This window comes from Pseudomonadota bacterium (genome assembly GCA_027624715.1).
Classification (GTDB): Bacteria; Pseudomonadota; Gammaproteobacteria; order Burkholderiales; family Eutrophovitaceae; genus Eutrophovita.
Map to the genome: position 1 here is coordinate 1 of JAQBTV010000008.1, position 23016 is coordinate 23016.

Sequence of the window (23016 nt, forward strand, 5' to 3'; positions counted from 1 at the left end):
AAAAATAGGGTGGCGGAGAGTGAGGGATTCGAACCCTCGATAGGGTTCTACACCCTATACTCCCTTAGCAGGGGAGCGCCTTCAGCCGCTCGGCCAACTCTCCGTTCGGCGACGCGAAGAGCAAGAGCGTGCCGAGAGAGTGTATTCTAGTTGAAACTGCTTTCGGTATCTAGGCTCTGTTATTCCAGCTCGAAGGCTTGGTGGAGCGCACGCACGGCAAGTTCCATGTATTTCTCGTCAATGACGGCTGTGATCTTTATTTCCGAGGTTGAGACCATCTGTATGTTCACACCCTCATTAGCTAGTGCACCAAACATTTTACTTGCTACACCCACATGAGAACGCATTCCAACACCCACTAGTCCTATCTTACAAATCTTATCGTCCCCGACTAAATCTCGAGCTCCGATAACTGCTTGGACTGGCTTTAAAATATCAAGGGTTTTGTTTAAGTCGTTACGATGCACCGTGAACGAGAAATCTGTTTTTTTATCTGTACTGATATTCTGTACGATGACATCAACCTCAATATTAGCTTTTGCAATTGGATCGAGAATCTTGAAAGCGATGCCTGGTGTATCGGGAACCCCACGCATGGTGACTTTTGCTTCATCACGATTAAAAGCTATACCAGAAACTAGAGCGGCTTCCATAGTTCCATCATCCTCAAATGTAATTAATGTTCCTGATTGCGATTCTTCGTCAATCGAAATGTCGGGGTCAGTTAGACTGGATAGCACGCGTAATCTTACGCGATACTTCCCCGCAAACTCTACCGAGCGAATTTGTAATATCTTTGAACCTAAGCTAGCCATCTCGAGCATTTCCTCAAAGGTGACCGTTTTTAATCGGCGCGCATTTGGTACCACTCGAGGGTCTGTGGTGTATACCCCATCGACGTCCGTATAAATTTGACACTCTTGTGCGCCAAGCACTGCTGCAATAGCTACCCCAGATGTGTCAGATCCACCACGACCTAATGTGGTGATGTTACCCTCTGCGTCTACGCCTTGAAAACCCGCAACGACGAGGACTTTTCCTGATTTTAGATCGTCTTGTATTCGATTTTTGTCGATGTCTAGGATACGTGCTTTAGTGTGTGCATCATCAGTAAGGACGCGTATCTGTGCGCCATTATAAGATTTTGCAGGGACACCTAGTTCGATTAAGGCCATGGATAAGAGGCCGATAGTCACTTGTTCTCCAGTCGAACAGACAACGTCTAATTCTCTGCGGTCCGGTCTAGATTGAATGGACTTGGCTAAATCGATGAGACGATTGGTCTCACCAGACATGGCGGATACCACTACAACGATGTCATGGCCTGCATTTTTCCATTTCGCAACACGTCGGGCGACTTTTTTGATGCGGTCTGTCGAGCCTACCGAGGTTCCGCCGTATTTTTGTACAATTAAAGCCATATTAAATTCAAATTGAGTCTAGCGAGCAGGCATTTTAACGCAAGTTAGCCATGGTATTTTCATTTTGGTCGTTACGCTTAATACTGATTTTGTTATAATTTCTCACTCCATTATGCGCCCGTAGCTCAGTTGGATAGAGTACATGCCTACGAAGCATGGGGTCGCACGTTCGAATCGTGCCGGGCGCGCCACTTTTTTTTGGGCTTTTCAGCTCAAATTTTTTGGGTCTCAAACGAAGGCGTCCGCTCCGGATGAGTCTGAGTAAATTTTTTCTTCATTGTCTCGATCGACTAACCCAATGCTGGTCAGCGCCGTCATCAATGTGTTGATCCGGTTGAATGGGACTTTAGCTTCGTTGCAAATTTGTGCCGAACTTTTTGGGCTTTCAGCTAGTTTAGTAAAGACCTCGATATGTAAACCTGCAAATAGTGCTTTCGATGCCAAAAATCCAAGTGTAATTTTAGAAACATCTTCCGTGGTCGCTATTAAACTATTTTCCAATTGAGATTAAATCTCAAATATTCTTATTTTTTCAAAAGGCAGTCTACCACGCGTATTTTTTAATAGGCAGGAAGGAAAATAATGGAGTTAAACTTCATTCGCTAATAATTGTTATGAAGAGCTGATACGAGTTTAATTTTAGCGGTTTGCTGATAGAATGATGACGATGTTATATGCTCTACGCGCCCGTAGCTCAGTTGGATAGAGTACTTGGCTTCGAACCAAGGGGTCGGGAGTTCGAATCTCTCCGGGCGTGCCACTTCCTTGATTGCGTGGGCTAGGTGATGTTGCCCTTACGCTAGATGCTGCAAATTGCATTGAATTATTTGAGGAATTGCATGTGCCTATCTTCTTTGACCGACTTATCTTAGTTTGCTTTTTGGTCTTTCTATTTGGACCATTGGAGCAGGTCCATGCAGGGGACGCAGCAATTGAAATTCAAGAAGGTAACATCCACAACTGGATCAGGTACTACGAAAAAGAACTTGGCATTGAGATAGAGGATCCAGTACCTCAGGTTTTTGAAGCAGAGCGTATTGAGGTAGAACTTGAGCCTCAAGAAGCTTCGACGGACTCAACACAAAATTAGTCTCAATAAGATTTCTTACTGATTGGGTGTAGGCTCGGTCGGTGGGTAGTCGAGTTCGACCTTGGCGCCAGAAGGGTCGCAGAAAAACAGTTGCCAAGGATCTGTCTTCCTGACTTGCCGCAGAGAATGGTCAATTTTGTGTTGCTTTAGTTTATCGACGGTCTCTATTAGGCCAGTTGCGCTGAACGCAATGTGATCAATCACACCTTCTGGTGGTTCTGGAAGTGTTTTGCCGGCAATGACATGTAAAACTGCAGTCTTTCCAGCATAAAGCCACGCACCTGGAAATTTAAGTGGAGGTCGTTCACCAGGTTCTAAACCTAAAAATTCTTGATAAAAGGTGACCGTTGCATCAAGGTCATCCGTCAAAATTGTAAAGTGATTCATTGAGGTTGCTGGCATCCATCATTCCTTTGTTGAGGCGCGGTTATTAGACTTAAGCTTGACAGTAACAGTATTCTATCGATTATCGTACTCAATGTCGTACCAAACTCCTGGACATTCTTTATGCAGAATTGTAACGGTACTGTTTTTTTTAATAGGTGGCGTCTTCTTGCTCCGGTCTTGATCGTATTTATTGGTTTTTGTTTTGAGATTCCGCTTTCTCAATCAGAAGTTTTTCGTGGTGAGGTGGTTCGGATTGCAGACGGGGACACCATCACCGTCTTAATCAACGGTGACCGAAAAATAAAAGTGCGGTTTATCGGTATTGATTCACCAGAGCTGGATCAACCGTTTGGCGTAAAAGCTCGTGATCGCTTGACTCAGCTGATTCAGGGGCAGTCGATTATTTGTGATTGCGTGAAGCGGGACCGTTACAAGCGTTGGGTCTGCAGGGTTTTTTTTGATGATCTGGACGTCAACTGGGCATTGATCCGGGATGGATTAGCATGGTGGTATCGTGACTATCAGCAGGAGCAGGCACCAGAGGATCGTGTTCGCTATAAAGAGGCTGAAGCGTTGGCTAAGCAACAGAGAATTGGTTTGTGGGCTGACGACGCTTATCTACCGCCGTGGGAGTGGCGGCGTCAGGCGCGCGTGAAGCGTAACACGAAGTAATCGGTTAATCTTAGGGCTGTTTGATCTTGGGCTTATAGCGATATGAAATTAATACTGCTTGCTATTCTTGCGGTCGTTTTAGCGGCCAATAAACCCAGTGAAAACGATTTTGAACAATACGTTGGTGACAAAATAGCTAAGAGCGAAATCGCCAAAAAATTGCTGTCTCAAGACGGAGGCATCCTAAAGGCGATTATTGAGAAGTTAGATGGTGTGCCGTGTCTTTTGGAGGAACCCTTTACGCAGGAATATGAAAATTATTTTGTGTTCAGTCTCTACACAATCGACTTACAATGTTTTGCAGGACCTAAGGTGACGTTATTGGGAGTGGCAGGTCAAATCTTTCCCATTGAGACTATAGAGGCAACGTCCAATTAGTGCTTCGCTAGGTTAGTGCCTCTATTCCCTTGGTGATGCGTTTGAGCGCTTCACTCAGTACGGAGCGTGGGCACGCAAAGTTGAGCCTTAGGAACCCTGGAGCTCCAAATGGTGCACCGTCATAAATGCCGATTCCGAATTGCTCGAAGTACGTCGACGGGTTGTCAACGTTCATTCTGCGTGCGTCGATCCAGGTTAGGTATGTAGCTTCTGAGTGATATACCGTCAATTGATCGTGAGTCGACAAGTTAGCTTCAACGTGGTCTCGATTCAGTCGTAAGTAGTTAACCAGTGCGGCTTGCCACGGTTTACCTTCTTTGTATGCGGCGAGGGTGGCGGTGTAGCCTAGAGCCCCGACATGATGAACGATACCGTTCATCACTTTTTTTAGTTTATTTCTTAACGTTGGATCTTTTACAACAGCATACGCACAACCTAATCCTGGTATATTAAAAGTCTTACTCGCAGATAAGAGTGTTACTGAAATATCAGCGGCCTCGGGTAGGTTTGCAGTTACCGTATGGGTTTTGTCTTGGTCCAAGATTAGACTCGCATGGATCTCATCGGAAATTAAAGTCAGATTATGTTTGTGGCAAAAAGCGACTAACTTGTTCAGCTCCTCAATATCCCAAACACGTCCAGTTGGGTTGTGTGGGCTGCAGAATAAAAAAGCTTTTGTGTTGTGTGTAACTGTTTTTTTTAGCGCATCAAAATCCATCACCCACTTTGTTCCGCTCCAAGCTAGAGGGGCGGTAATTGTTTTTCGATTGCCATAATTTGGCGCAGATAGAAAAGGTGGGTATATCGGTGTATTCGAAAGAATCTCATCACCTTCTTCGGCGAATGCGCGGCTCACAACGTTGAGTCCAACCACCAAGCTCGGTAACCAGATAATCCAATCTGTATCGATGGCCCAATTAAATTCGGTTTTTAGGTAGGCTGCAACAGTTGGAGGCAGTTCTGCAGGTGGTTGGGTGTACCCATAGATACCGTGGTTTACGCGTTCCATTAGTGCGGATTTAATGCACGGTGCCGTTTCGAAGTCCATATCAGCAACCCACATGGGTATGATATCCGGGCGATCATATTTGTTCCATTTGGTGCTGAACGTATCCGTTCTATTAATAATTTTGTCGAATTCAAAGGTCATGGTTCTTAATGAAAATCTCTTGATGTTGTGTTGAGTTTACCAAGAAGAGGTGAGTAATCGATTAATTTTTTTGCAATGAGGTGAATGACATCACCATCTCTTTCGATATGCCCGGAAACACCCATTAAGTGAGCATTCGTCAGTACTTGACGTTGTTCGGCGGCAATTCGGTTCCAAATCACCACATTGGTATACCCCGTTTCATCCTCTAAGGTGACAAACACCACGCCGCTGGATGTGTTGGGACGTTGTCGGGACGTAACGATTCCTGCCGTGCGGACCGATTGTCCACTTCGAAGTGCTTTGATCTTCTCAGCTGTTAGTGTTTTCCTTTTGTTGAGTTCTGGTCTGAGTAAGCACAGTGGATGTTTCCGCAAGGTGAGTCCTAGACTCCTATAGTCAGCAACAATATTTTCACCCTCTGTCGGTGCGGGTAATTTCAGGGGTTCCTGCGTGCTTGGTAGATGGCGAAATATCTCGGGTGGGTTTAGGTCCAGTCCGCGTGCCCACCAATTTGCTTGATGTCTATCTCCTATAGCACTTAATAAAGCATCGGCGCGGGCGAGTGCGTGTAAGTCTTTTTTATTTAATTCCGCGAGCCTTACAATTTGATCTACCTTTAAATGTTCCGCTCGATGAGCTACAATTCTGTGTGCCGCATCTCTGGAGAGTCCCTTAATCATATTGAAGCCCAATTGAATAGCTGGCTTATCCGTATTGGGAGTGTGAGCCAAACGACAATCATGATGACTGAGTAGTATATCTACGGGTAGGATCATCACTTCATGGCGTTGTGCGTCTTGAATCAGTTGGGATGGAGCATAAAATCCCATCGGTTGGCTGTTGAGTAGTGCGCACGTGAATGCTGCTGGTTCGTGGCGCTTAAGCCAGCTGGAGACATACACCAGTAGGGCGAAGCTCGCTGAGTGGGATTCGGGAAATCCATACTGTCCAAAACCGAGAATTTGTTGAAATATTTGTTCGGCAAATTCTTTGCTGTATCCACGAAGTTGCATCCCTTGTATGAGTTTTTGCTCAAGGTGACCTAGGCCGCCTTGACGTTTCCAAGTTGCCATGGACCTCCTGAGTTGATCGGCTTCGCCAGGTGTAAATCCTGCGGTCACAATGGCGAGTTGCATCACTTGTTCTTGAAATATGGGTACCCCTAATGTTCGTTCTAAAACTTTTTTAACCTCAGGAGAGGGGTAGGTAACGGGCTTTTTTCCTTGACGACGTTCCAGGTATGGATGTACCATGCCGCCTTGAATAGGCCCAGGCCGTACGATGGCGACTTCAATTACTAAATCATAAAAGCACTTTGGTTTCAGTCGAGGCAGCATCGACATTTGCGCTCGGGATTCGATTTGGAAAACGCCAATAGTATCTGCCTTAGATATCATTTCGTATACTTTTGGGTCTTCTGGGGGGATGTCAGATATGGTGAAGGGTTTGTGGTGCCACTCTTCAATAAGGCGTAGTGAGCGACGAATAGCAGAGAGCATACCCAGTGCTAATACATCAATTTTAAGCAATCCCAGTGCATCTAGATCATCTTTGTCCCACTGTATTACTGTACGGTTTTTCATTACCGCATTCTCAACGGGGACTAATTGAGTCAGAGGGCCTTGTGAAATTAAAAATCCACCAACATGCTGAGATAAATGTCGAGGAAATCCGGATAATTCCTGAGTAATATAGATGAGTTGTCTGATCACTTTGGTGTTTGTATTAAAACCAGCTTCCTTGAGTCGCTCAGACCGACTCGATTTTTGGTCCCACCAGCTGAAATTCTTAGAAATACGGTTAATTTGTTCTATATTTAATCCCAGTGCTTTGCCAACATCTCTGAATGCACTTTTAGGTCGATAAGTGACGACCGTTGCGGTTAGCGCTGCTCGATCTCGACCATACTTGTTGTAGATATACTGAATCACCTCTTCTCGACGATCATTTTCAAAGTCGACATCAATATCAGGTGGTTCGTGTCGTTCTTTAGATATAAATCGTTCGAATAACATTTCTGAGCGATTGGGGTCTACTTCTGTGATACCTAATACATAACAAACTGCAGAGTTTGCCGCGCTACCTCTACCCTGGAATAGAATGCCTTGGGATCTGGCGTAGTTGGTGATATCAAATACGGTTAAAAAATACGGTTCATAGTTCAGTTCGTGAATGATGCTGAGCTCCCGCTCAACCAGTAATTGGACCTTCTCGGGAATGGTTTGAGGAAACCTCCAGGTGAGCCCTTTTTGAGTGAGTTTACGTAGATGTTCAGTTGTACTCATTCCATCCGGTGTGATTTCCTTGGGATACTCATATTTGAGTGTACTGAGATCAAAGTTACACTGGTTGGCGATCACGAGAGTTTCGGCAATGAGTTGAGACGGATATAAGCGTTCGATTGTTTCAATGCTGCGTAGGTAACTTTCCCCGTTTTGGGGTAATTCAAAACCACTGTTTTTAAGAGTTTTCCTTATTCGAATTGCGTGGATGGTGTCTCTTAGCATGCGACGCTCCGGTATGTGCATGTGTGCGCTACCAATTGCGACGAGAGAGGTCATCATGAGTTGTGACAAGCGTTGAAGCGTCAGTATTTGTTTTGTTTCTTGATTGAGAAGAAGCTGCGCCATGCCAATCCAAACTTCGTTTTTGAAATGATGTTTTAACCAAGCGAGGTCTTTTATCTGACTCTCCTCTGATAAATCAGTGTTTGGTAGCCATATCACGATGCAGTTTATTTCGATGTCTTTAAAGTGTTTTTGACTTAGGTAGTATTCACCTTTAGATGCGCTACGACGTGCGGTACTGATGAGGTTACACATATAACCATAGCCGTTACGATTTTTGGCAATTAGGATAAATCTAGTTCCTTCTTCAAGTCTAAATTCAGATCCAATCAGTAATTTAATATCTGCCGCTTGCGCGGCCATATGAGCGCGGACAGCACCAGCAACAGAGCACTCATCTGTAATCGCAATGGCGTGATACCCAAGTTTTTTGGCTTGCTCTACGAGTTCCTTAGGGTGTGAGGCGCCCTTAAGAAAACTAAAATTACTGATGCAGTGAAGTTCTGCATAGGAGGACACAACGGATGCCGTCTTCATGCGAAAATACCGTGCAAGAACCAGTTTCTACTGACTGTATCTTTATATATCCACACTTGTGAATGGTCTTGGGTTAAGGCTATAAAGTAATCTCGTTTGATGTCTTGATCATCCCACCATCCTGTTTCGATACGTTCGGGTCCGTCAATGATGGTTAATGGTCCACGTAGGTGGGGGATGTCCGATGTCGATGTTAATGCTTTGGGTGTGCGCAGTAACCAAGAGGGTCGATGATTGAGTTTTGTACGATGTTGATGTTCCCCTGGAATAGTTTCTCGCCAGGTTTTTTCTGGGCGGTGGTCTGAACATACAGTGATCCCATAGACAGATTTTTCTCCTACTCTGGCTTGTAATTGGTCAATTAAATGACTGCGACTCAATTCACTCTGTTCTTCGTGAGGAAGTAGCGAATGACTGGATGGAATTAAGGGTAGCTCTTGTATGGACCGTATGTGAATCGACTCAATTCTAGAAGAAATGTTTTCTCGGTTGAGTCGTTCTTGAGCTAGATGAGTCAGGTGTTTTGGATTTCGAGTAGGTACTAAAAGTTTAAACTTGAAGTCATGACGTAGTTTTTGTTCATTGACGATACTAAGTTCAAATTGTGTAACCCCCCTTTGTTTAAACTGTAGGTAAGTGGCCATGCTTTGAATTATTCGATGAATGCCAAATAGGAGTTCCTCTACTGAAGAGGCGGGAAGGTTGAGTGATATCTCAGAATTAAAATATTCTGGTAATGAAAACGGTGGTTGAGGATCCGGCTTTTTGCCGAAAGCTCGGTCTAATTGATCCAGTGCATGGGTTCCCCAGCGTTGGGTTACGGCGAATCTGGGAATGCGTGCTAATTGACCAATAGTTTTAATCCCAACATCATGCAGCTTTATGCCTGAGGTATTCTCAGGTTCAATGATTGATGTGGGTAATGGATCAATGTATTGAGATAAATCGCTTATCGTAAAGGCTGTGGCGTCTATCTTGTAGCGTGATAACCATATGGCAGCTAAGGGTGTGGGGGATACAGCAGTGTGCGCATGAAGTCCTAAATCAGTAATCGTTTGTAATATCTGATTTCTGAGGTGTTGTGTGCTGTAAAATAGTTTGATGCTGGCTCCAATTTCAACGAGAACTGAGTTCGGTAGTCGAATGCTTATTTGAGATGAATACTTGAAAAGAGACGTGGCAACTTCTTCGAGTTTTTTGATTTCTTGATTTTTTTTTCGGTGCTTAATTTGGATAAAGTTTGATAGCACAAAGGCCGCGGATAGCGCCATGCCATTTTGGATGCCTAGTTGCTGAGACGTGTTGTTGCTTGCAATGATCGTATTCGTTGATTCTACGATCACCACGGGCTCTTTAGTCTCCTCTCCAATAGAAAAAATATCGATAGGTAGATTGGGGAAGTTTAGGCAGAGCCACAGCATGTTTGGTGCAATAAGTTAGAGATTGATATTGCGCTAATGGGCCCTCCACCTCGTCGTTTTTGGATGTCTATTAGCGTTTCATTGTTGGCTTGCCTGACTATGATTCTCCACGGTGTAGGATTGTTTTTATAGCTTGTCATTGGCTTTGTAAAAAAAACACCCAACACTTTTTTTTCTTCTAATGACAGTTGTAGTCGGCGAATCATTTTTTCTGTTATCTGTGGGAACCAACCGATGACCGCACTACAAGAGTTCGATCGTAACCCTTGTTCCATGCACCATCCCGCGTCATTAATGTTTTGTGCTTGAGTGATGATGACTTTGCTGGTATCGACACCCATTCTGGATAGAAAAGGCGCATAGGGAATATGGGGAGGACAGACTAATAAGATCCAGCGTGAATCTTGAGAGAGCTGAGCAAGTGCCGGAAGTAATATCGAAAACTCACCGATTCCAATTTGATGAGGTACGATTTCAATGAGTGTGCCAAGAGGCCATCCGTGGATCCTGTCGTCGATATTGGTGAAGCCTGAAGGTACGTGTCCAAGCGGGTTGAGTTTGTGCTCTTTCCCTCTCCAGATGTGAGAAGGGAGCATGGATTGAAGGAGGGTGGATTCCATAAGTGAATTGATCACTAATTGATTTTTCCGTTACGGATGATGCCAACCGCGATGCCTTCGATAGCAAACTCATCCCGTTCGCCGTTCACATAGATAGGCTGAAAATCAGGGTTTTCTGCTTCTAGCCATATTTCTTTGTTTTTTCGTTTGAAGCGTTTGACCGTGACCTCTTGGTTAATGCGTGCCACGATGATTTGTCCAGACCGCGCTTCTGATGAGGCATGGACGGCGAGTAAGTCCCCTTCATGGATGCCAACATCGCGCATGCTGCTTCCCCGCACTTTGAGTAGATAATCTGCGGCAGGTCTAAATAAAGACTGCTCAACTTGGACTCTATTCTGGATGTGTTCCTCAGACAGTATGGGTTGCCCAGCTGCGACTCGACCCACAATGGGTAGCCCGGAGTTTTTAAGTAGTTGTATCCCTCTTGACGTGCCACGTGTGAGTTTGATGTGTCCTTTCTTTTCTAGTGCCTTGAGATGGTCTTCGGCCGCATTTGCAGATTTGAAGCTCAGTGCTCGGGCGATATCTGATCGTGTAGGAGGGAAGCCAGTATTCTCAACAAAGCTTTGAATAAGGTTAAGAATTTCAGTTTGTCTTTGGGTGAGCGGTTTCATTTCGATGACGGTTAAATATTAATACTGTAATTATATACAGTACTGGATATTTTCCAAGGTAATATTTTTTATAAAATGGTCGCACCATTGTGGTGCGCTAATTCTGACTCCTTGTCGTACGATGACAGACGATTTATTTTCAGTAACTTGAAAAATTGCTTTCAAGGTCAGTCCAAATAACTAAGTTAGTTGTTAAGTAAGGCGTGCTTGTGGCGATAACAACGTGTTTAGCGTTAAAAATTTAGCATCATCACTGTCATGAAAGTTTGGGATGGTCGTAGTACTATCTTGATATCTTAAATTAGGAGGATGCTAATGATCGATATTAAGTGTTTCAAACGGTTTCTCGTTCCTTTTTTTGCAGTATTGTTCTTGTCCATTGGTGGTAACGGTAAGGCCGCGCTTGAGCCAGATATTACTCAGCTTCTTGACGATGCCTTACTAGCCGAACATCGCACTCCGGCCTACATTGAACGAGATGTGTTTCGACATCCAAAAGAGACGCTGCTCTTCTTCGGTTTGAAACCTGAAAGTTCTGTAGTTGAAATTACACCCAGTATGGGTTGGTACACTGAGATTTTGGCTCCTGTCCTTCACGACAATGGACAGTATTATTACGCTTCGTATCGTTTGCATGATGATATTAATCCCGTTTTCGTCAAACTAGAAAATAATTTTAAAGAAAAAATTGAATCTAACGCTGATGTCTACGGGAATCTCAAATGGATTCGTTTTGATCCGAATGAGCCTGAGTTCGCACCGGACGGTCCAGTTGATATGGTTTTAACGTTTAGAAATGTTCATAACTGGGCAAAGGCTGGTACTGCAGAGTCGATGTTTGACGGTTTTGCTCTAGCGCTAAAACAGGGGGGTGTCCTTGGTATCGTAGAACACAGAGCTAAGCCTGGAACACCATTTGAAAAGCAAATCGGTAGTGGCTATATGACGGTTGAATATGTTGTTCAGCTAGCAGAGGATGCAGGATTTCGTTTAGATGCCTCTTCAGAAATCAATGCAAACTCTAAGGATACTGCCGATCATCCAGGCGGTGTTTGGAATCTATTGCCTAATTTAAGAAATGTAGCCGATGAGGATAAAGCTGCGATTATTGCAATTGGCGAGTCAGACCGAATGACCCTGAGGTTTGTAAAAGAGTAAATTGGATGAGCATTATTTTTCGTAACGTGAAATTGAATGATAGAAGATGCAAACTGATATAGCTATTGCTCAACAGGCTAAGTTAAAACGGATCACTGAGATTGCAACGAAACGGTTGGGTATTCCTGAGGAACATGTGGAGCCTTATGGGCATTACAAAGCTAAATTGACCAATGAATTTGTCGCGAGTTTAAAAGATAAGCCGGACGGTAAATTAATTTTGGTTACAGCCATCAGTCCGACTCCAGCGGGCGAAGGAAAAACGACTACAACAGTAGGGCTCGGCGATGCTATGAACGCTATCGGCAAGGATGCGTTGATTTGTTTAAGAGAGCCGAGTCTGGGGCCTGTTTTCGGAGTAAAAGGTGGTGCTGCCGGTGGTGGGTTCGCGCAAATTGTACCGATGGAGGATATCAACCTTCACTTCACGGGTGACTTTAATGCTATTCAGTTAGCGAATAATTTGTTGGCAGCGATGCTCGATAATCATATCCATCATGGGAATGCTTTAGGGATTGATGTACGTCGCATCACATGGAGACGTGTATTAGATATGAATGATAGGGCGCTCCGGTCCATAGTCGTCTCCCTGGGTGGGGCGGGAAACGGATATCCGCGTGAAGATGGGTTCGACATAGTAGTAGCATCTGAAGTGATGGCGATTCTATGCCTCGCAGAATCTATGAAGGACTTAAAAGAACGTCTGGGTCGCATTGTTGTGGCGTATACACGAGATAAAAAACCGGTTCTTGCTGCTGAGCTTGAGGCGGATGGCGCTATGGCTGTTTTATTAAAAGATGCGGTTAAGCCAAATTTGGTTCAAACCTTAGAAAATAATCCAGCGATTATTCATGGTGGGCCATTCGCTAATATCGCTCATGGCTGTAATTCGGTGATTGCGACGAGAACATCACTGAAGTTAGCTGATTACGTGATTACAGAAGCGGGTTTCGGTGCGGATCTCGGCGCAGAGAAATTTATTGATATCAAGTGTCGAAAATCTGGATTGCGACCTGATGTGGTGGTCCTTGTGGCTACGATTCGAGCGTTAAAATTTCATGGTGGTATAGCTTTAGCTGATTTAAACCAAGAAAATCTAAAAGCGCTTGAGGTAGGTTTTGCAAATTTGGAACGTCATGTCAATAACATGCGTAACGTCTTCAATCTTCCCTGTGTGGTGTCAATCAATCACTTTACCCATGACTCGGATGCTGAAATAGCATTGCTTCAAAAGCGATGCGATGTGCTTGGTGTGTCGGCGGTTGTATCGAAGCACTGGGCAGAGGGTGGTAAAGGTGCGCGAGCGCTGGCGCTTAAAGTTGTCGATATTATTGAAAATGAAAAAGCTGAGCTTAGATTTGCTTATGAAGATGAGGATAGTCTTGAGAAAAAAATAGAATCAATTGCAAAAAAGATTTATGGAGCTGCTGAAGTTAAGTTTGATACGAAAGCAAAAACCAGACTTGCTGAGCTTGAGCAGGAAGGCCATGGCGCATTGCCAGTCTGTATCGCCAAAACACAGTATTCTTTTTCCAGTGATCCTAGCCTGAAGGGTGCGCCGACTGGGCATACTCTAACTGTGCGCGAGATTCGTCTATCTGCAGGTGCAGGGTTTGTCGTCGTCGTATGCGGAGACATCATGACTATGCCTGGTTTGCCAAAGGTGCCTGCAGCTAGTCGCATTGATTTGAACGCAGGTGGGAAGGTTGTGGGATTGTTTTGATGTGTCGCTTGATATCGGATCGAGAGCCGTTACGATGAGCGCGCCTGCAATTACTGCGCTCACACGGCCCGAGGGGGTCACTAGTCACGCAAGAGATATTGCTTGGGTTGAGGCGAACATTCCATGTCAGGTCGCGTGTCCTGCGGGAACCGATATTCCTGGGTATATTGAAGCGATCAATAGTGGAAAATTAGACGAAGCCTATTCCATCAATTTTAGAGATAACGTTTTTCCGGGCGTTCTTGGACGTGTGTGCTCAAGGCCATGTGAAAGTGCGTGTAGGCATGGCCGACCCGGCCTTGGACAGTCTGTAGCTATCTGTGCGCTCAAAAGGTCTTCAGCTGACCTGGGTGGCGTACTCACTATTCGACCAAAAATAAAAGCACCGACTGGCTATAGTGTAGCAGTTGTTGGTGCTGGTGTTGCTGGACTTGCCGCTGCACGAGACCTCGCTTTGGAGGGGCACAAGGTTATTGTTTTTGAAAAGCACCGTCGCCCGGGAGGTATGATGGTGCAAGGGATTCCGTCGTTTCGATTGCCGAGAGATGTGGTGCAGCATGAGATTAATCAGGTTCTATCGCTCGGTATTGAGCTCAAATGCGGTGTCAGTATTGGTGATGATGAAAGTCTCGATGTACTTGTCGACTCACATGATGCGGTCGTTCTGGCTGCGGGGACGTTAAGTGGTAATCGTTTAAATATTCCTGGAGGCAACCTATCTGGAGTTGAGCACGGCCTAGAGTTTCTGATGATGGTTAATGAGCAAGGCCGACAACGCGTAGGAACTAACGTTGTGGTTATCGGCGGTGGATATACGGCAATGGACTGTGCCCGTACTGCTACAAGATTAGGGGCGGATACTGCTGTGTACTATCGTCGCGGTCCTCAGGATATGGTTGTTTTATCTGGTGAGGTTCAAGAGTTGTTGAATGAGAATGGGTCAATGAATTACTTCATGGCGCCGAGTAAATTTCGTGGTGAGCAATCTATCCGTCAAGTTACTTTGGCAAAGACGAGTATTCATATGGAAGGCGGGAAACCATTCATCCATATAGATTCGGATAGTGCGACTGATATTGATGTGGATAGTGTAATTTTAGCTACAGGTCAAACCGCAGATACAGACTGGATTTCAGGGTGTGTCAGAGAATCTATCTTGAATGAGCAAGGTGACGTGTTGGTAGCCCAAGGCGCGCTCACGCCAAATCCAAAAGTATTTGTGGCGGGAGATTTTGCTACCGGTGCCACAACGCTGATCGATGCAATAGCCCATGGGCGGAAAACTGCTTCGCTGGTCACGCGGTTTCTCACGGGGGGGGAGATATCCAGCAAGAAGGTTCAAATTGAAAAAAAACGTTATGGCGTTGATTTTGAAGGAGGCCAATTTTTCAGAACACAAGAAATGAACGTGATTCCGATTTGTCCGGTACCAACGCTTGATTTGTCAGATAGGCAAGGCAGTAAGGAAGTTGAACTTGGATATGACTATGGGACCAGCAAAGAAGCCGCTAAGCGATGCTACTTATGTCATTACAAGTTTGAAATTGACAATAGGTTATGTGTGCTTTGCGATGAGTGCATAAAGGTAAAACCTACAGAGGGTTGTATCTTACCCGTATCGCATCTAGAGGTTGACGATGGCGGGACAGTGATCACGTATAAGCATCTGCAGAAAGGCCAATCGGATTCTCTTTACTATAATCAGCTTTGGATTGATCAAGATAAGTGTATCCGTTGTGGGCAATGTGAGGCTGTATGCCCGGTAGGTGCCATATCAATACAAAAGGTGAGTTTTATTAAAGTGTAGCGACGATACTTTTCTTTCGGTTTGTTACGATCTATACTAATTTGGTTATACGCGAGCTCACCCCATTAATTCCATTAATTGGTGTGTCGGTTCCAGAAACACGAATTTCATCCATAACGATGGAGGTAGGGCGTGGCATTTGTATTAGCACTTGATGCGACTGGTGTTCCAAGTCGATGGCTACATTTAGAGAATGCGATCACTTATCATGCTCGAGGTATGGTGGCCTGGTCGCTGGGTGATGCGATAGCCACATTTCGTGGTGGAGTGTCGCGTCTAACTGGTGAGCGATCTGAGATTCAGACCCACAGTATTATTGCGATTAAGGGCGCCGTGGATCGATTTACAGGCAATCCACATCCGTCATTGACGAACAGTGCTTTGTTTTCTCGTGATCGCAAAGTTTGCGCATATTGCGGTGACCAGTATCGAGAAAGAGAACTCTCGCGCGATCACATCACCCCCGTTCATGCCGGTGGTGAAGATAAATGGATGAATGTGGTGACGGCCTGTCGACCTTGTAACATTCAAAAGGGTGGGCGTAATCCGGATCAGGCGAAAATGCCGTTGTTGTTTTTGCCATATATTCCGAATAGGTACGAGCATTTAATTTTACAAAATAGAAAAATATTGCAAGATCAGGCTGAATATTTAATGGCAAAGGTACCGAAGTATAGTCGTCTGCATGGCTAGGGTAAATATAGGGATGTTATTGAGGTAGGTGAATTCTTGGGAAAAATTATATCTATAGTTCTTGTTTTTGTGGTCTTGGTCGGCTGTAAATCTAATCCAATTTCTGGTCGCACGCAGTTTATGTTGGTGCCAGAGGATATGGCGATTAGTGAGTCAAATAAGGCTTACAAAGCTATGCTCACGCCAATTAAGAAAGAAGGAAAGCTTAATGCCGATCCCGTTATGCTTAAACGGGTGCAAAATATCACCAGTCGCTTGGTGGCGCAGGCAGTTATTTACCGGCCTGATGCAAGAAATTGGAAATGGTCTGTGCAAGTTATTGATGAGCCAGAGATCGTAAATGCGTGGTGTATGGCTGGTGGAAGGATGGCAATCTATTCAGGGCTCATTACGAAACTTGATGCGACCGATGATGAAATTGCTCAAGTGATGGGCCATGAAATCTCACATGCGTTGTTGTCGCACACCCGTGAGCGTATGTCGCGTGCTTTAGCCATGCAACTAGGTATTACAACGTTGTCGATTGTGTTGGCAGACGATGACTACGGTGATATTGCTGTGCAGGGAACAGCGCTGGCGGCTATTGTTGCATTGGAGCTACCTAATAGTCGAACGGCAGAGGGAGAGAGCGACCGAGTGGGTATTGAAATCGCGGCGAAAGCTGGTTTTGATCCAAGAGCCGCTGTTACATTATGGAAAAAAATGGCTGATGATAGTGGTCAAAAGGATTCGCGTTTTGATTTCCTTTCTACACATCCTGCTCCTGTTAAGCGTATGGAAGAGCTGGAAATATTAACTCAGACAATGATGCCCTACTATGAAGACATGTCTCCAAAGGCTGTCCATCCTGTGAGTGTAGGCGACATCTAAAGTTTCGTCATAAACCTCTCACTCAAATTCGGTGTATTGAGGTGGCGACTTGTTGATTATTAGAATAGAAAATAAGACATCAAAAGGAGCCTCTAAAACCCTCATGAGTAATCTCATATCAATGTTATCGAGGAACGTGTAAGCTGCCGGGCTTGAGGAAACCGGTAATACATATTTTATGGACTAGCGGGGGATAAGAAGGTTCTGGAACACTGATGATGATGTTTTTAAAGTCTTCGGCTGATGATTTCTTTCATGATCTCATCAGTCCCGCCATAAATACGCTGTACCCGTGCGTCGGAAAACATACGACCAATGAGATATTCGTCCATGAATCCATAACCACCGTGGAGTTGGACGCAATCATCAATCAGTAGATTCTGCTGTTGGGTTAACCATAGTTTCGCCGCCGAAGCGGTTTCCGTATCTAGAGTTCCGCAGAGTATCTTGTTGATGCAATCGTCTACAAACGCTCGGGCTACTTTCAACGTCGTAACCATATTGGCTAGAACAAATCTCGAGTTTTGTTTGTTGATTAAGGGTTCTCCAAATACTTTTCTATTCCTGACGTAATCCACTGTAAGTTGATAGGCACCTTCCATAGCGCCCATAGCCATATCAGCAATTAACAAACGCTCGTAGGGAAGGTCTGCCATGAGTTGGTAAAGCCCCTGACCTGCAGTGCCGCCTAGAATGTCACTATTACTAAGATTAATGTTATCAAAAAAAAGTTCTGAGGTATCTTGGGCTTTGAGGCCAATTTTTTTTAGTCGATTCCCAACCGAATAGCCAGAGTGCTTTTTAGTTTCAACGATGAAAACAGAGAATTTTCCACTATCTTCTGGGCTTTCCATTTTTGCAAATACTAAAACTAATTCCGCTAAATAACCATTAGTGATGAACGTTTTTGACCCATTGAGCGTGAATTGATTACCGCTTGATGTTGCTCGAGTACGAATTCCCCTGAGGTCTGAACCTGCATCAGGCTCGGACATCGCGATTGCGCCAACGAGTTCTCCTTGAGCCAGCTTGGGTAAATAGTGCTGTTTCTGTATTTCGGTGCCATGATTAAGAAAATAGTGCGCAACGATACTGTGAACGGAGGGGCTCATTCCCGTTAGACCGCGATGCCCCATTGCTTCATAAAGAATGGCTTCATGTCTAAAATCACCACCACCACCACCATACTCAATTGGTATATCTGTACAGAGGATGCCAATCTGACCAGCTCGTCTCCAGATGTCATGGCCAACATGTCCTCGTTCCCTTGATTCCTCATCGAAAGGAACCATTTCGGTATCTAGGAAACGCTCGACCGTTTTCTTATATGTTGTTAATTCGTCGTTGAGCCAAGATGGTTGAAAATCGTACGGCATGATGATCAGTAGGTCTCGCAATTTTCGAAAATGGTGACATTGGCCATACCACCACCTTCACACATTGTTTGAAGACCTAATTTTCTCTGTTTTGTTTTGAGGGCATGTATCAGCGTCGTGGCTAGTTTCGTTCCGGAACTCCCCAAAGGGTGCCCAAGAGCGATGGCTCCACCGTGAACGTTTAGCTTTCTTGGATCCACTTGAGTCGCCTTAAGCCAAGCTAATGGTACTGAGGCAAAGGCTTCATTCACTTCAAACAAGTCGATATCCTCTGCAGACAGTTTTGATTTTTTCAGCGCATGATCTGTTGCGGGAATCGGTGCTTCGAGCATGATGATGGGATCATGTCCAATTACCGATATGTGACGTATTCGAACCAGTGGTTCGACCCCAAGAAGCTTCAATCCTTTATCGTTACATACAATCACGCCACTCGCACCATCACAAATTTGACTAGCTGTAGCGGCAGTGAGTTTTCCATTATCGAGAATTGGACGCACAGCAGCAATGCCTTCAAGCGTTGCGTCAAACCTAATTCCCTGATCGGTGTCATGAGTTCCCTCAGTCAAGTTCCCCATGGCGTCTTTAACTTTGATGGGTACGATTTCTCGCTTGAAGGCATCATGCCTGACGGCTTCTATTGCTCGCCTGTGGCTCTCTAGGGCATACTCATCCAGTTCGTGTTTCGATATCCCGTATTGCTCAACTAACATTTCAGCGCCATTAAATTGGCTGAATTCAACGTTGGGATAGCGTTTTTGAAGGTTCTGACTCATGTAGTGACCCATGCCGTTGTTCTTAGGCAGCGTGACCGTTGAAAACATGGGAGTCCGAGTCATGCTTTCAACCCCGCCTGCGATGACCACGTCCATGGTGCCTGACATGACAGCCTGAGCGGCAAAATGAAGTGCTTGTTGGGATGAACCACATTGTCGATCGACACTCGTGGCGGGAACCGACTCTGGTAGATGCGATGCCAGAACTATATTTCGAGCGACGTTCATTGCTTGCTCTCCGATTTGGCTCACACTCCCCATAATGACGTCTTCAATCACATCTGGAGGACAATCAATCTTTTTTAATAGCGCATTAATAACATGAGCGCCCAGATCAACGGGATGCCAATTCGCCAGATGACCTCCGCGACGGCCACCTGCAGTTCTAAGAGCGGCTACAACGTATGCGTTATTCATAAACGTTTCTTCTTTCTTAAAGTGTCGTACTTATTGCGGAACAAATAATCTTAACAATATATTTTAGGCTGCTTTGGAATTATCTTCGCATTGAAATGCGAGCCAATCACGAAGCCATTTAGATCAATCCTTTCCGAGAAGAGATTGAATGAGTAACGGCAAGGCTTGTTATAAATAGCAACGAACCGATTGCCTGATGAGCCACGCCAAGAATTACGGGGACCCCTGAAACTAGGGTAGATATACCAAGGATGATTTGTGCAATGAATAGGCACAGCATTAAGCTAGAAAATTTCTTGGCATAGCTTGGTACGTCTATTTGTCGTAGTTTGAACCAAAATATGGGGATTAAAAGTGCGAGAATGTAGGCAATGACTCGATGATCGAACTGTACCGTGGTCATATTCTCAACGAAATTAGTCCAGAAGGGTGAGAGTATGAAAAGATCGGGCGGAATAAAACTATCTCCCATTAGCGGCCAGGTGTTGTAAATTAGTCCTGCTCTCAATCCGGCTACGAACCCGCCGGATAAAACCATAATGAATAACACCAGGTTAATCATTATTGAAAATTTGTACATGCTCTTCGCTGGAATATTTAAATTGGCCTTTGAGGGATAGACTACTGATAAAGCTGTCCAAGTGATTGCCCCAAAAATTAGAAACGCGATTGCGAGGTGAGCTGTTAGGCGATAGTGACTGACATTTGGATCATCGATGAGTCCGCTTGCGACCATGTACCAACCCATGCCTCCTTGAAGTCCACCCAGCGCAAATATACCTAGCAGACGGGCGATTAAACCGCTATTGAGGCGCCTCGTAAGCGAGAAGTAAGCGAATGGTATAAAAAAGACTAGGCCAATGAGGCGTCCTAGCAGTCTATGGAAATACTCCCACCAAAAGATCACTTTGAATTCATCAAGTGACATGTCGTAGTTGACTAGCTGGTACTCTGGACTGCCTTTATATTCATCAAAAACCTTGACCCAGTCGACATAATTGAGCGGTGGAATTGTACCAACAAGCGGCTCCCATTCGACGATAGATAACCCTGAGTGGGTGAGGCGTGTTGCACCACCAACAATGATCATGCAAAACACCAGGAACCCGCAGATAGCCAACCAGCTGATGACTTGTTTTTGATGAGGTGCCGAAATTTTTCCTACACCGTTTATTTGAAGTATATTCATTGTCAGAAATTGACTTGATCTCTGCCTTTTAGTTTTAGCATCGACCGAGCTTCGTCTGGGGTTGCAGTTTGGAGTCCTAGATCTTCCATAATTCTTTTGATTTTGGTAACTTGTTCAGCATTGGATGTCGCGAGTTTTCCTTTGCCGCCCCATAAGCTATCCTCCAGACCTACTCGTACGTTACCACCCATGACTGCAGACTGCGCCGCAACGTACATCTGATTGCTGCCACCGCCGAGTACTGACCATAAGTAACTGTCCCCAAACAGTCGGTCCGCTGTGCGTTTCATATGCATCACGTCTTCGGCATGAGGACCGATACCACCTCGTACGCCAAACACAGATTGAATAAGGAATGGAGGTTTAATCAGACCGCGATCAATGAAGTGTGCCGCAGTGTATAGATGTCCAATATCATAGCACTCAATCTCGAATCTAGTGTTATTGTTGCCACAAGATTCTAAAATGAAAGCAATATCTTTAAATGTATTTTTAAAAATACGATCGTCAGATTCTTCTAGATACGGTCGCTCCCAATCATATTTAAAATCTTTGAAACGGTTCAGCATTTCGTAGAGCCCAAAGTTCATGGAGCCCATGTTTAGAGAGGCTACTTCTGGTTTTAGTTGCATTGCCGGCTGCAGTCTCTCCTCGATACTCATGTTCGGTGCTCCACCTGTCGTGATGTTGATGACAACATCGCTATTTTTAGCAATTGTCGGCAAAAATTTACGAAACATGTCAGGATCCTGAGTTGGCTTGCCATTTTTCGGATCCCTGGCATGTAAGTGAACGATGGCTGCTCCAGCCTCAGCGGCACCTATCGCGGCCTCAGCAATTTCCTCTGGGGTAACTGGGAGATAGCGTGACATTGATGGCGTGTGGATTGCGCCCGTCACAGCACACGTGATAATTACTTTATTGGCCATATTGTTCCTTCGATACAAGTTGTTGTTTATAAAATCGTGTTAATTCGCTCAATGTTTAAACGGATAACTTGACCGTAGTTGAAAAAAGACTACCATAAAAAATAAGCCTTTTAGCTAATTATGTAATTTGTTGTTTCGTTTGTGGGCAATGAGCGCCATCAAATGTTGATCTCTCCAGGATTCTCTTTCATGATGTTCTGAAAATGGCATGATCTTTCTTCGCTCAGACTCCACCTTTTTTACTAACTCTACAGTCCAATTGGGATAGTTGATGTTGCTCATCATTTCTGAATAGGCACCGCCAAAGCGAACTGCGTAATCGGCAATTCCGCCGGGGGCATTGAGGTCTATGGTCTCAAAAGGCCCCATAAATGCCCACCTGAGTCCTAAGCCGTCTTTCATTGTTTTGTCCAAGTCTTCTACTGAAACATAATCTTCTTGGACAAGACGCCAGGCTTCTCGTAATAATGCCGCTTGTAGCCTGTTGAGAACAAAACCTGCCACCTCCTTTTTGACAATAATCGGTACTTGTCCGACTTGTTGATGAAGGTCATACGTTTTTTGAGTAACCTCAGGGCTGGTCCACTGCGCCGGCGAGATTTCGACGATCGGTACAATGTGTGGCGGATTAACGGGGTGAGCCACAAGACACCGGTGCCGACCCTTTAAGTGTTCACTGAACAGAGATGTTTGTATGGTCGATGTCGAACTTGCAAGGATGCAATGGTCAGGTGCGAGCTGGTCTAGTGTGCTGAATACCTCTTTTTTGATGTCAAGATTCTCTGAGGTGTTCTCTTGTACATAATCGGCCTTTGATACTGCTTCCTCAAGCGATTGGGCATGTGTGATACGACTGAGAATTGTTATGGGATCCTCATCGATCAAGCCATATTTTTTGAGATCAGCAAGTCCGTGGCCAATCAACTCAATTGCTTGCCTGACCGCGCCGTTGGCGTTGTCGTATAGCATGACTGGATAGTTCGCCCTCGCGAACACTATGGACCATGCGCGCCCGATGAGCCCTGAACCGATGATGGCAATATTTTTCATCTGTGTCCTGTTGAAATAATGAGTATTAGTCGACTTGTAGAACCTTATTTGGATACTTTATTTTAATTTATGTCTGCAAAATGATACTCGTTTTAGATATTTCAAGATTGTATTTTTTGTGTTGCATCACACCGATTTCGTCCTAATACAAGGTATGATCTATTG

General features: G+C 44.8%; 21 protein-coding genes and 3 tRNA genes. 10 read left to right on the forward strand and 14 right to left on the reverse strand.

The window, feature by feature from the left end; translation table 11 throughout:
- Positions 1 to 10 precede the first annotated feature (10 nt).
- Together O3A65_06330 and O3A65_06335 are read right to left on the reverse strand one after the other, a co-directional pair.
- Positions 11 to 103 (reverse strand) — tRNA-Ser (locus O3A65_06330).
- Between the two features lie 76 nt (positions 104 to 179).
- Positions 180 to 1421: an aspartate kinase gene (locus O3A65_06335; GenBank protein MDA1332087.1), complete on the reverse strand. Its 1242-nt coding sequence runs from the start codon at positions 1419 to 1421 to the stop codon at positions 180 to 182.
- Between the two features lie 114 nt (positions 1422 to 1535).
- Between O3A65_06335 and O3A65_06340 the strand changes: the two genes are divergently transcribed.
- A tRNA-Arg gene (locus tag O3A65_06340) sits at positions 1536 to 1612 on the forward strand.
- Positions 1613 to 1649: 37 nt separating this feature from the next.
- Here the strand turns inward: O3A65_06340 and O3A65_06345 are convergent.
- Positions 1650 to 1922, reverse strand: a complete 273-nt coding sequence (locus O3A65_06345) for a hypothetical protein (GenBank protein ID MDA1332088.1) — start codon at positions 1920 to 1922, stop codon at positions 1650 to 1652.
- 182 nt (positions 1923 to 2104) lie between these two features.
- On the opposite strand from O3A65_06345, the gene O3A65_06350 reads away from it, so the two are divergent.
- Positions 2105 to 2181 (forward strand) — tRNA-Arg (locus tag O3A65_06350).
- Between the two features lie 9 nt (positions 2182 to 2190).
- On the forward strand, positions 2191 to 2511 hold the full coding sequence (locus O3A65_06355; protein ID MDA1332089.1) for a hypothetical protein: 321 nt from the start codon (positions 2191 to 2193) through the stop codon (positions 2509 to 2511).
- Between the two features lie 15 nt (positions 2512 to 2526).
- On the opposite strand, the gene O3A65_06360 is transcribed toward O3A65_06355, so the two are convergent.
- On the reverse strand, positions 2527 to 2913 hold the full coding sequence (locus tag O3A65_06360; GenBank protein MDA1332090.1) for a VOC family protein: 387 nt from the start codon (positions 2911 to 2913) through the stop codon (positions 2527 to 2529).
- 105 nt (positions 2914 to 3018) lie between these two features.
- On the opposite strand from O3A65_06360, the gene O3A65_06365 reads away from it, so the two are divergent.
- Positions 3019 to 3570, forward strand: a complete 552-nt coding sequence (locus O3A65_06365) for a thermonuclease family protein (protein ID MDA1332091.1) — start codon at positions 3019 to 3021, stop codon at positions 3568 to 3570.
- 42 nt (positions 3571 to 3612) lie between these two features.
- Positions 3613 to 3948, forward strand: a complete 336-nt coding sequence (locus tag O3A65_06370; protein MDA1332092.1) for a hypothetical protein — start codon at positions 3613 to 3615, stop codon at positions 3946 to 3948.
- Between the two features lie 7 nt (positions 3949 to 3955).
- On the opposite strand, the gene O3A65_06375 is transcribed toward O3A65_06370, so the two are convergent.
- The 5 genes from O3A65_06375 to lexA are packed head-to-tail and all read right to left on the reverse strand — an operon-like array spanning position 3956 to position 10863.
- The gene (locus O3A65_06375) at positions 3956 to 5098 is read right to left on the reverse strand and encodes a PatB family C-S lyase (GenBank protein ID MDA1332093.1); all 1143 of its coding nucleotides are present in this window, start codon (positions 5096 to 5098) and stop codon (positions 3956 to 3958) included.
- 5 nt (positions 5099 to 5103) lie between these two features.
- Positions 5104 to 8205 carry an error-prone DNA polymerase gene (locus tag O3A65_06380; GenBank protein MDA1332094.1) on the reverse strand — a complete coding sequence of 1034 codons (3102 nt, stop codon included), beginning with the start codon at positions 8203 to 8205 and terminating at the stop codon, positions 5104 to 5106.
- Positions 8202 to 9626 carry a DNA polymerase Y family protein gene (locus tag O3A65_06385; protein ID MDA1332095.1) on the reverse strand — a complete coding sequence of 475 codons (1425 nt, stop codon included), beginning with the start codon at positions 9624 to 9626 and terminating at the stop codon, positions 8202 to 8204. Before O3A65_06385 ends, O3A65_06380 begins: the two co-directional genes overlap by 4 nt.
- Complete coding sequence (gene imuA / locus O3A65_06390) at positions 9608 to 10246, reverse strand: translesion DNA synthesis-associated protein ImuA (protein ID MDA1332096.1); 639 nt, start codon at positions 10244 to 10246, stop codon at positions 9608 to 9610. Before imuA ends, O3A65_06385 begins: the two co-directional genes overlap by 19 nt.
- Positions 10247 to 10260: 14 nt before the next feature.
- Positions 10261 to 10863, reverse strand: coding sequence for a transcriptional repressor LexA (gene lexA / locus O3A65_06395; protein MDA1332097.1), 603 nt, complete (start codon positions 10861 to 10863; stop codon positions 10261 to 10263).
- A gap of 315 nt (positions 10864 to 11178) precedes the next feature.
- Between lexA and O3A65_06400 the strand changes: the two genes are divergently transcribed.
- The 5 genes from O3A65_06400 to O3A65_06420 all read left to right on the forward strand — a co-directional run bounded on the left by O3A65_06400 (position 11179) and on the right by O3A65_06420 (position 17114).
- Positions 11179 to 12021 carry a methyltransferase gene (locus O3A65_06400; GenBank protein ID MDA1332098.1) on the forward strand — a complete coding sequence of 281 codons (843 nt, stop codon included), beginning with the start codon at positions 11179 to 11181 and terminating at the stop codon, positions 12019 to 12021.
- Positions 12022 to 12067: 46 nt separating this feature from the next.
- The gene (locus tag O3A65_06405) at positions 12068 to 13744 is read left to right on the forward strand and encodes a formate--tetrahydrofolate ligase (protein ID MDA1332099.1); all 1677 of its coding nucleotides are present in this window, start codon (positions 12068 to 12070) and stop codon (positions 13742 to 13744) included.
- A 1-nt stretch (position 13745) separates the two neighbouring features.
- Entirely contained in the window at positions 13746 to 15551 is a 1806-nt protein-coding gene (locus O3A65_06410; GenBank protein MDA1332100.1) for an FAD-dependent oxidoreductase, read from the forward strand.
- A 132-nt stretch (positions 15552 to 15683) separates the two neighbouring features.
- Positions 15684 to 16244 carry an HNH endonuclease gene (locus O3A65_06415; GenBank protein ID MDA1332101.1) on the forward strand — a complete coding sequence of 187 codons (561 nt, stop codon included), beginning with the start codon at positions 15684 to 15686 and terminating at the stop codon, positions 16242 to 16244.
- Between the two features lie 36 nt (positions 16245 to 16280).
- The gene (locus tag O3A65_06420) at positions 16281 to 17114 is read left to right on the forward strand and encodes a M48 family metallopeptidase (protein ID MDA1332102.1); all 834 of its coding nucleotides are present in this window, start codon (positions 16281 to 16283) and stop codon (positions 17112 to 17114) included.
- A 227-nt stretch (positions 17115 to 17341) separates the two neighbouring features.
- Here O3A65_06420 and O3A65_06425 read toward each other — a convergent pair whose 3' ends face one another.
- The 5 genes from O3A65_06425 to O3A65_06445 form a co-directional block, all read right to left on the reverse strand.
- A complete protein-coding gene (locus O3A65_06425; GenBank protein ID MDA1332103.1) occupies positions 17342 to 18490 on the reverse strand; it encodes an acyl-CoA dehydrogenase family protein in 1149 nt (382 codons plus the stop codon).
- A 5-nt stretch (positions 18491 to 18495) separates the two neighbouring features.
- Positions 18496 to 19683, reverse strand: coding sequence for an acetyl-CoA C-acetyltransferase (locus O3A65_06430; protein MDA1332104.1), 1188 nt, complete (start codon positions 19681 to 19683; stop codon positions 18496 to 18498).
- Positions 19684 to 19801: 118 nt separating this feature from the next.
- The gene (locus O3A65_06435) at positions 19802 to 20872 is read right to left on the reverse strand and encodes a COX15/CtaA family protein (protein ID MDA1332105.1); all 1071 of its coding nucleotides are present in this window, start codon (positions 20870 to 20872) and stop codon (positions 19802 to 19804) included.
- A 2-nt stretch (positions 20873 to 20874) separates the two neighbouring features.
- On the reverse strand, positions 20875 to 21801 hold the full coding sequence (locus O3A65_06440) for a 3-keto-5-aminohexanoate cleavage protein (GenBank protein MDA1332106.1): 927 nt from the start codon (positions 21799 to 21801) through the stop codon (positions 20875 to 20877).
- A 114-nt stretch (positions 21802 to 21915) separates the two neighbouring features.
- A complete protein-coding gene (locus O3A65_06445) occupies positions 21916 to 22851 on the reverse strand; it encodes a 3-hydroxyacyl-CoA dehydrogenase (protein ID MDA1332107.1) in 936 nt (311 codons plus the stop codon).
- Positions 22852 to 23016 lie beyond the last annotated feature (165 nt).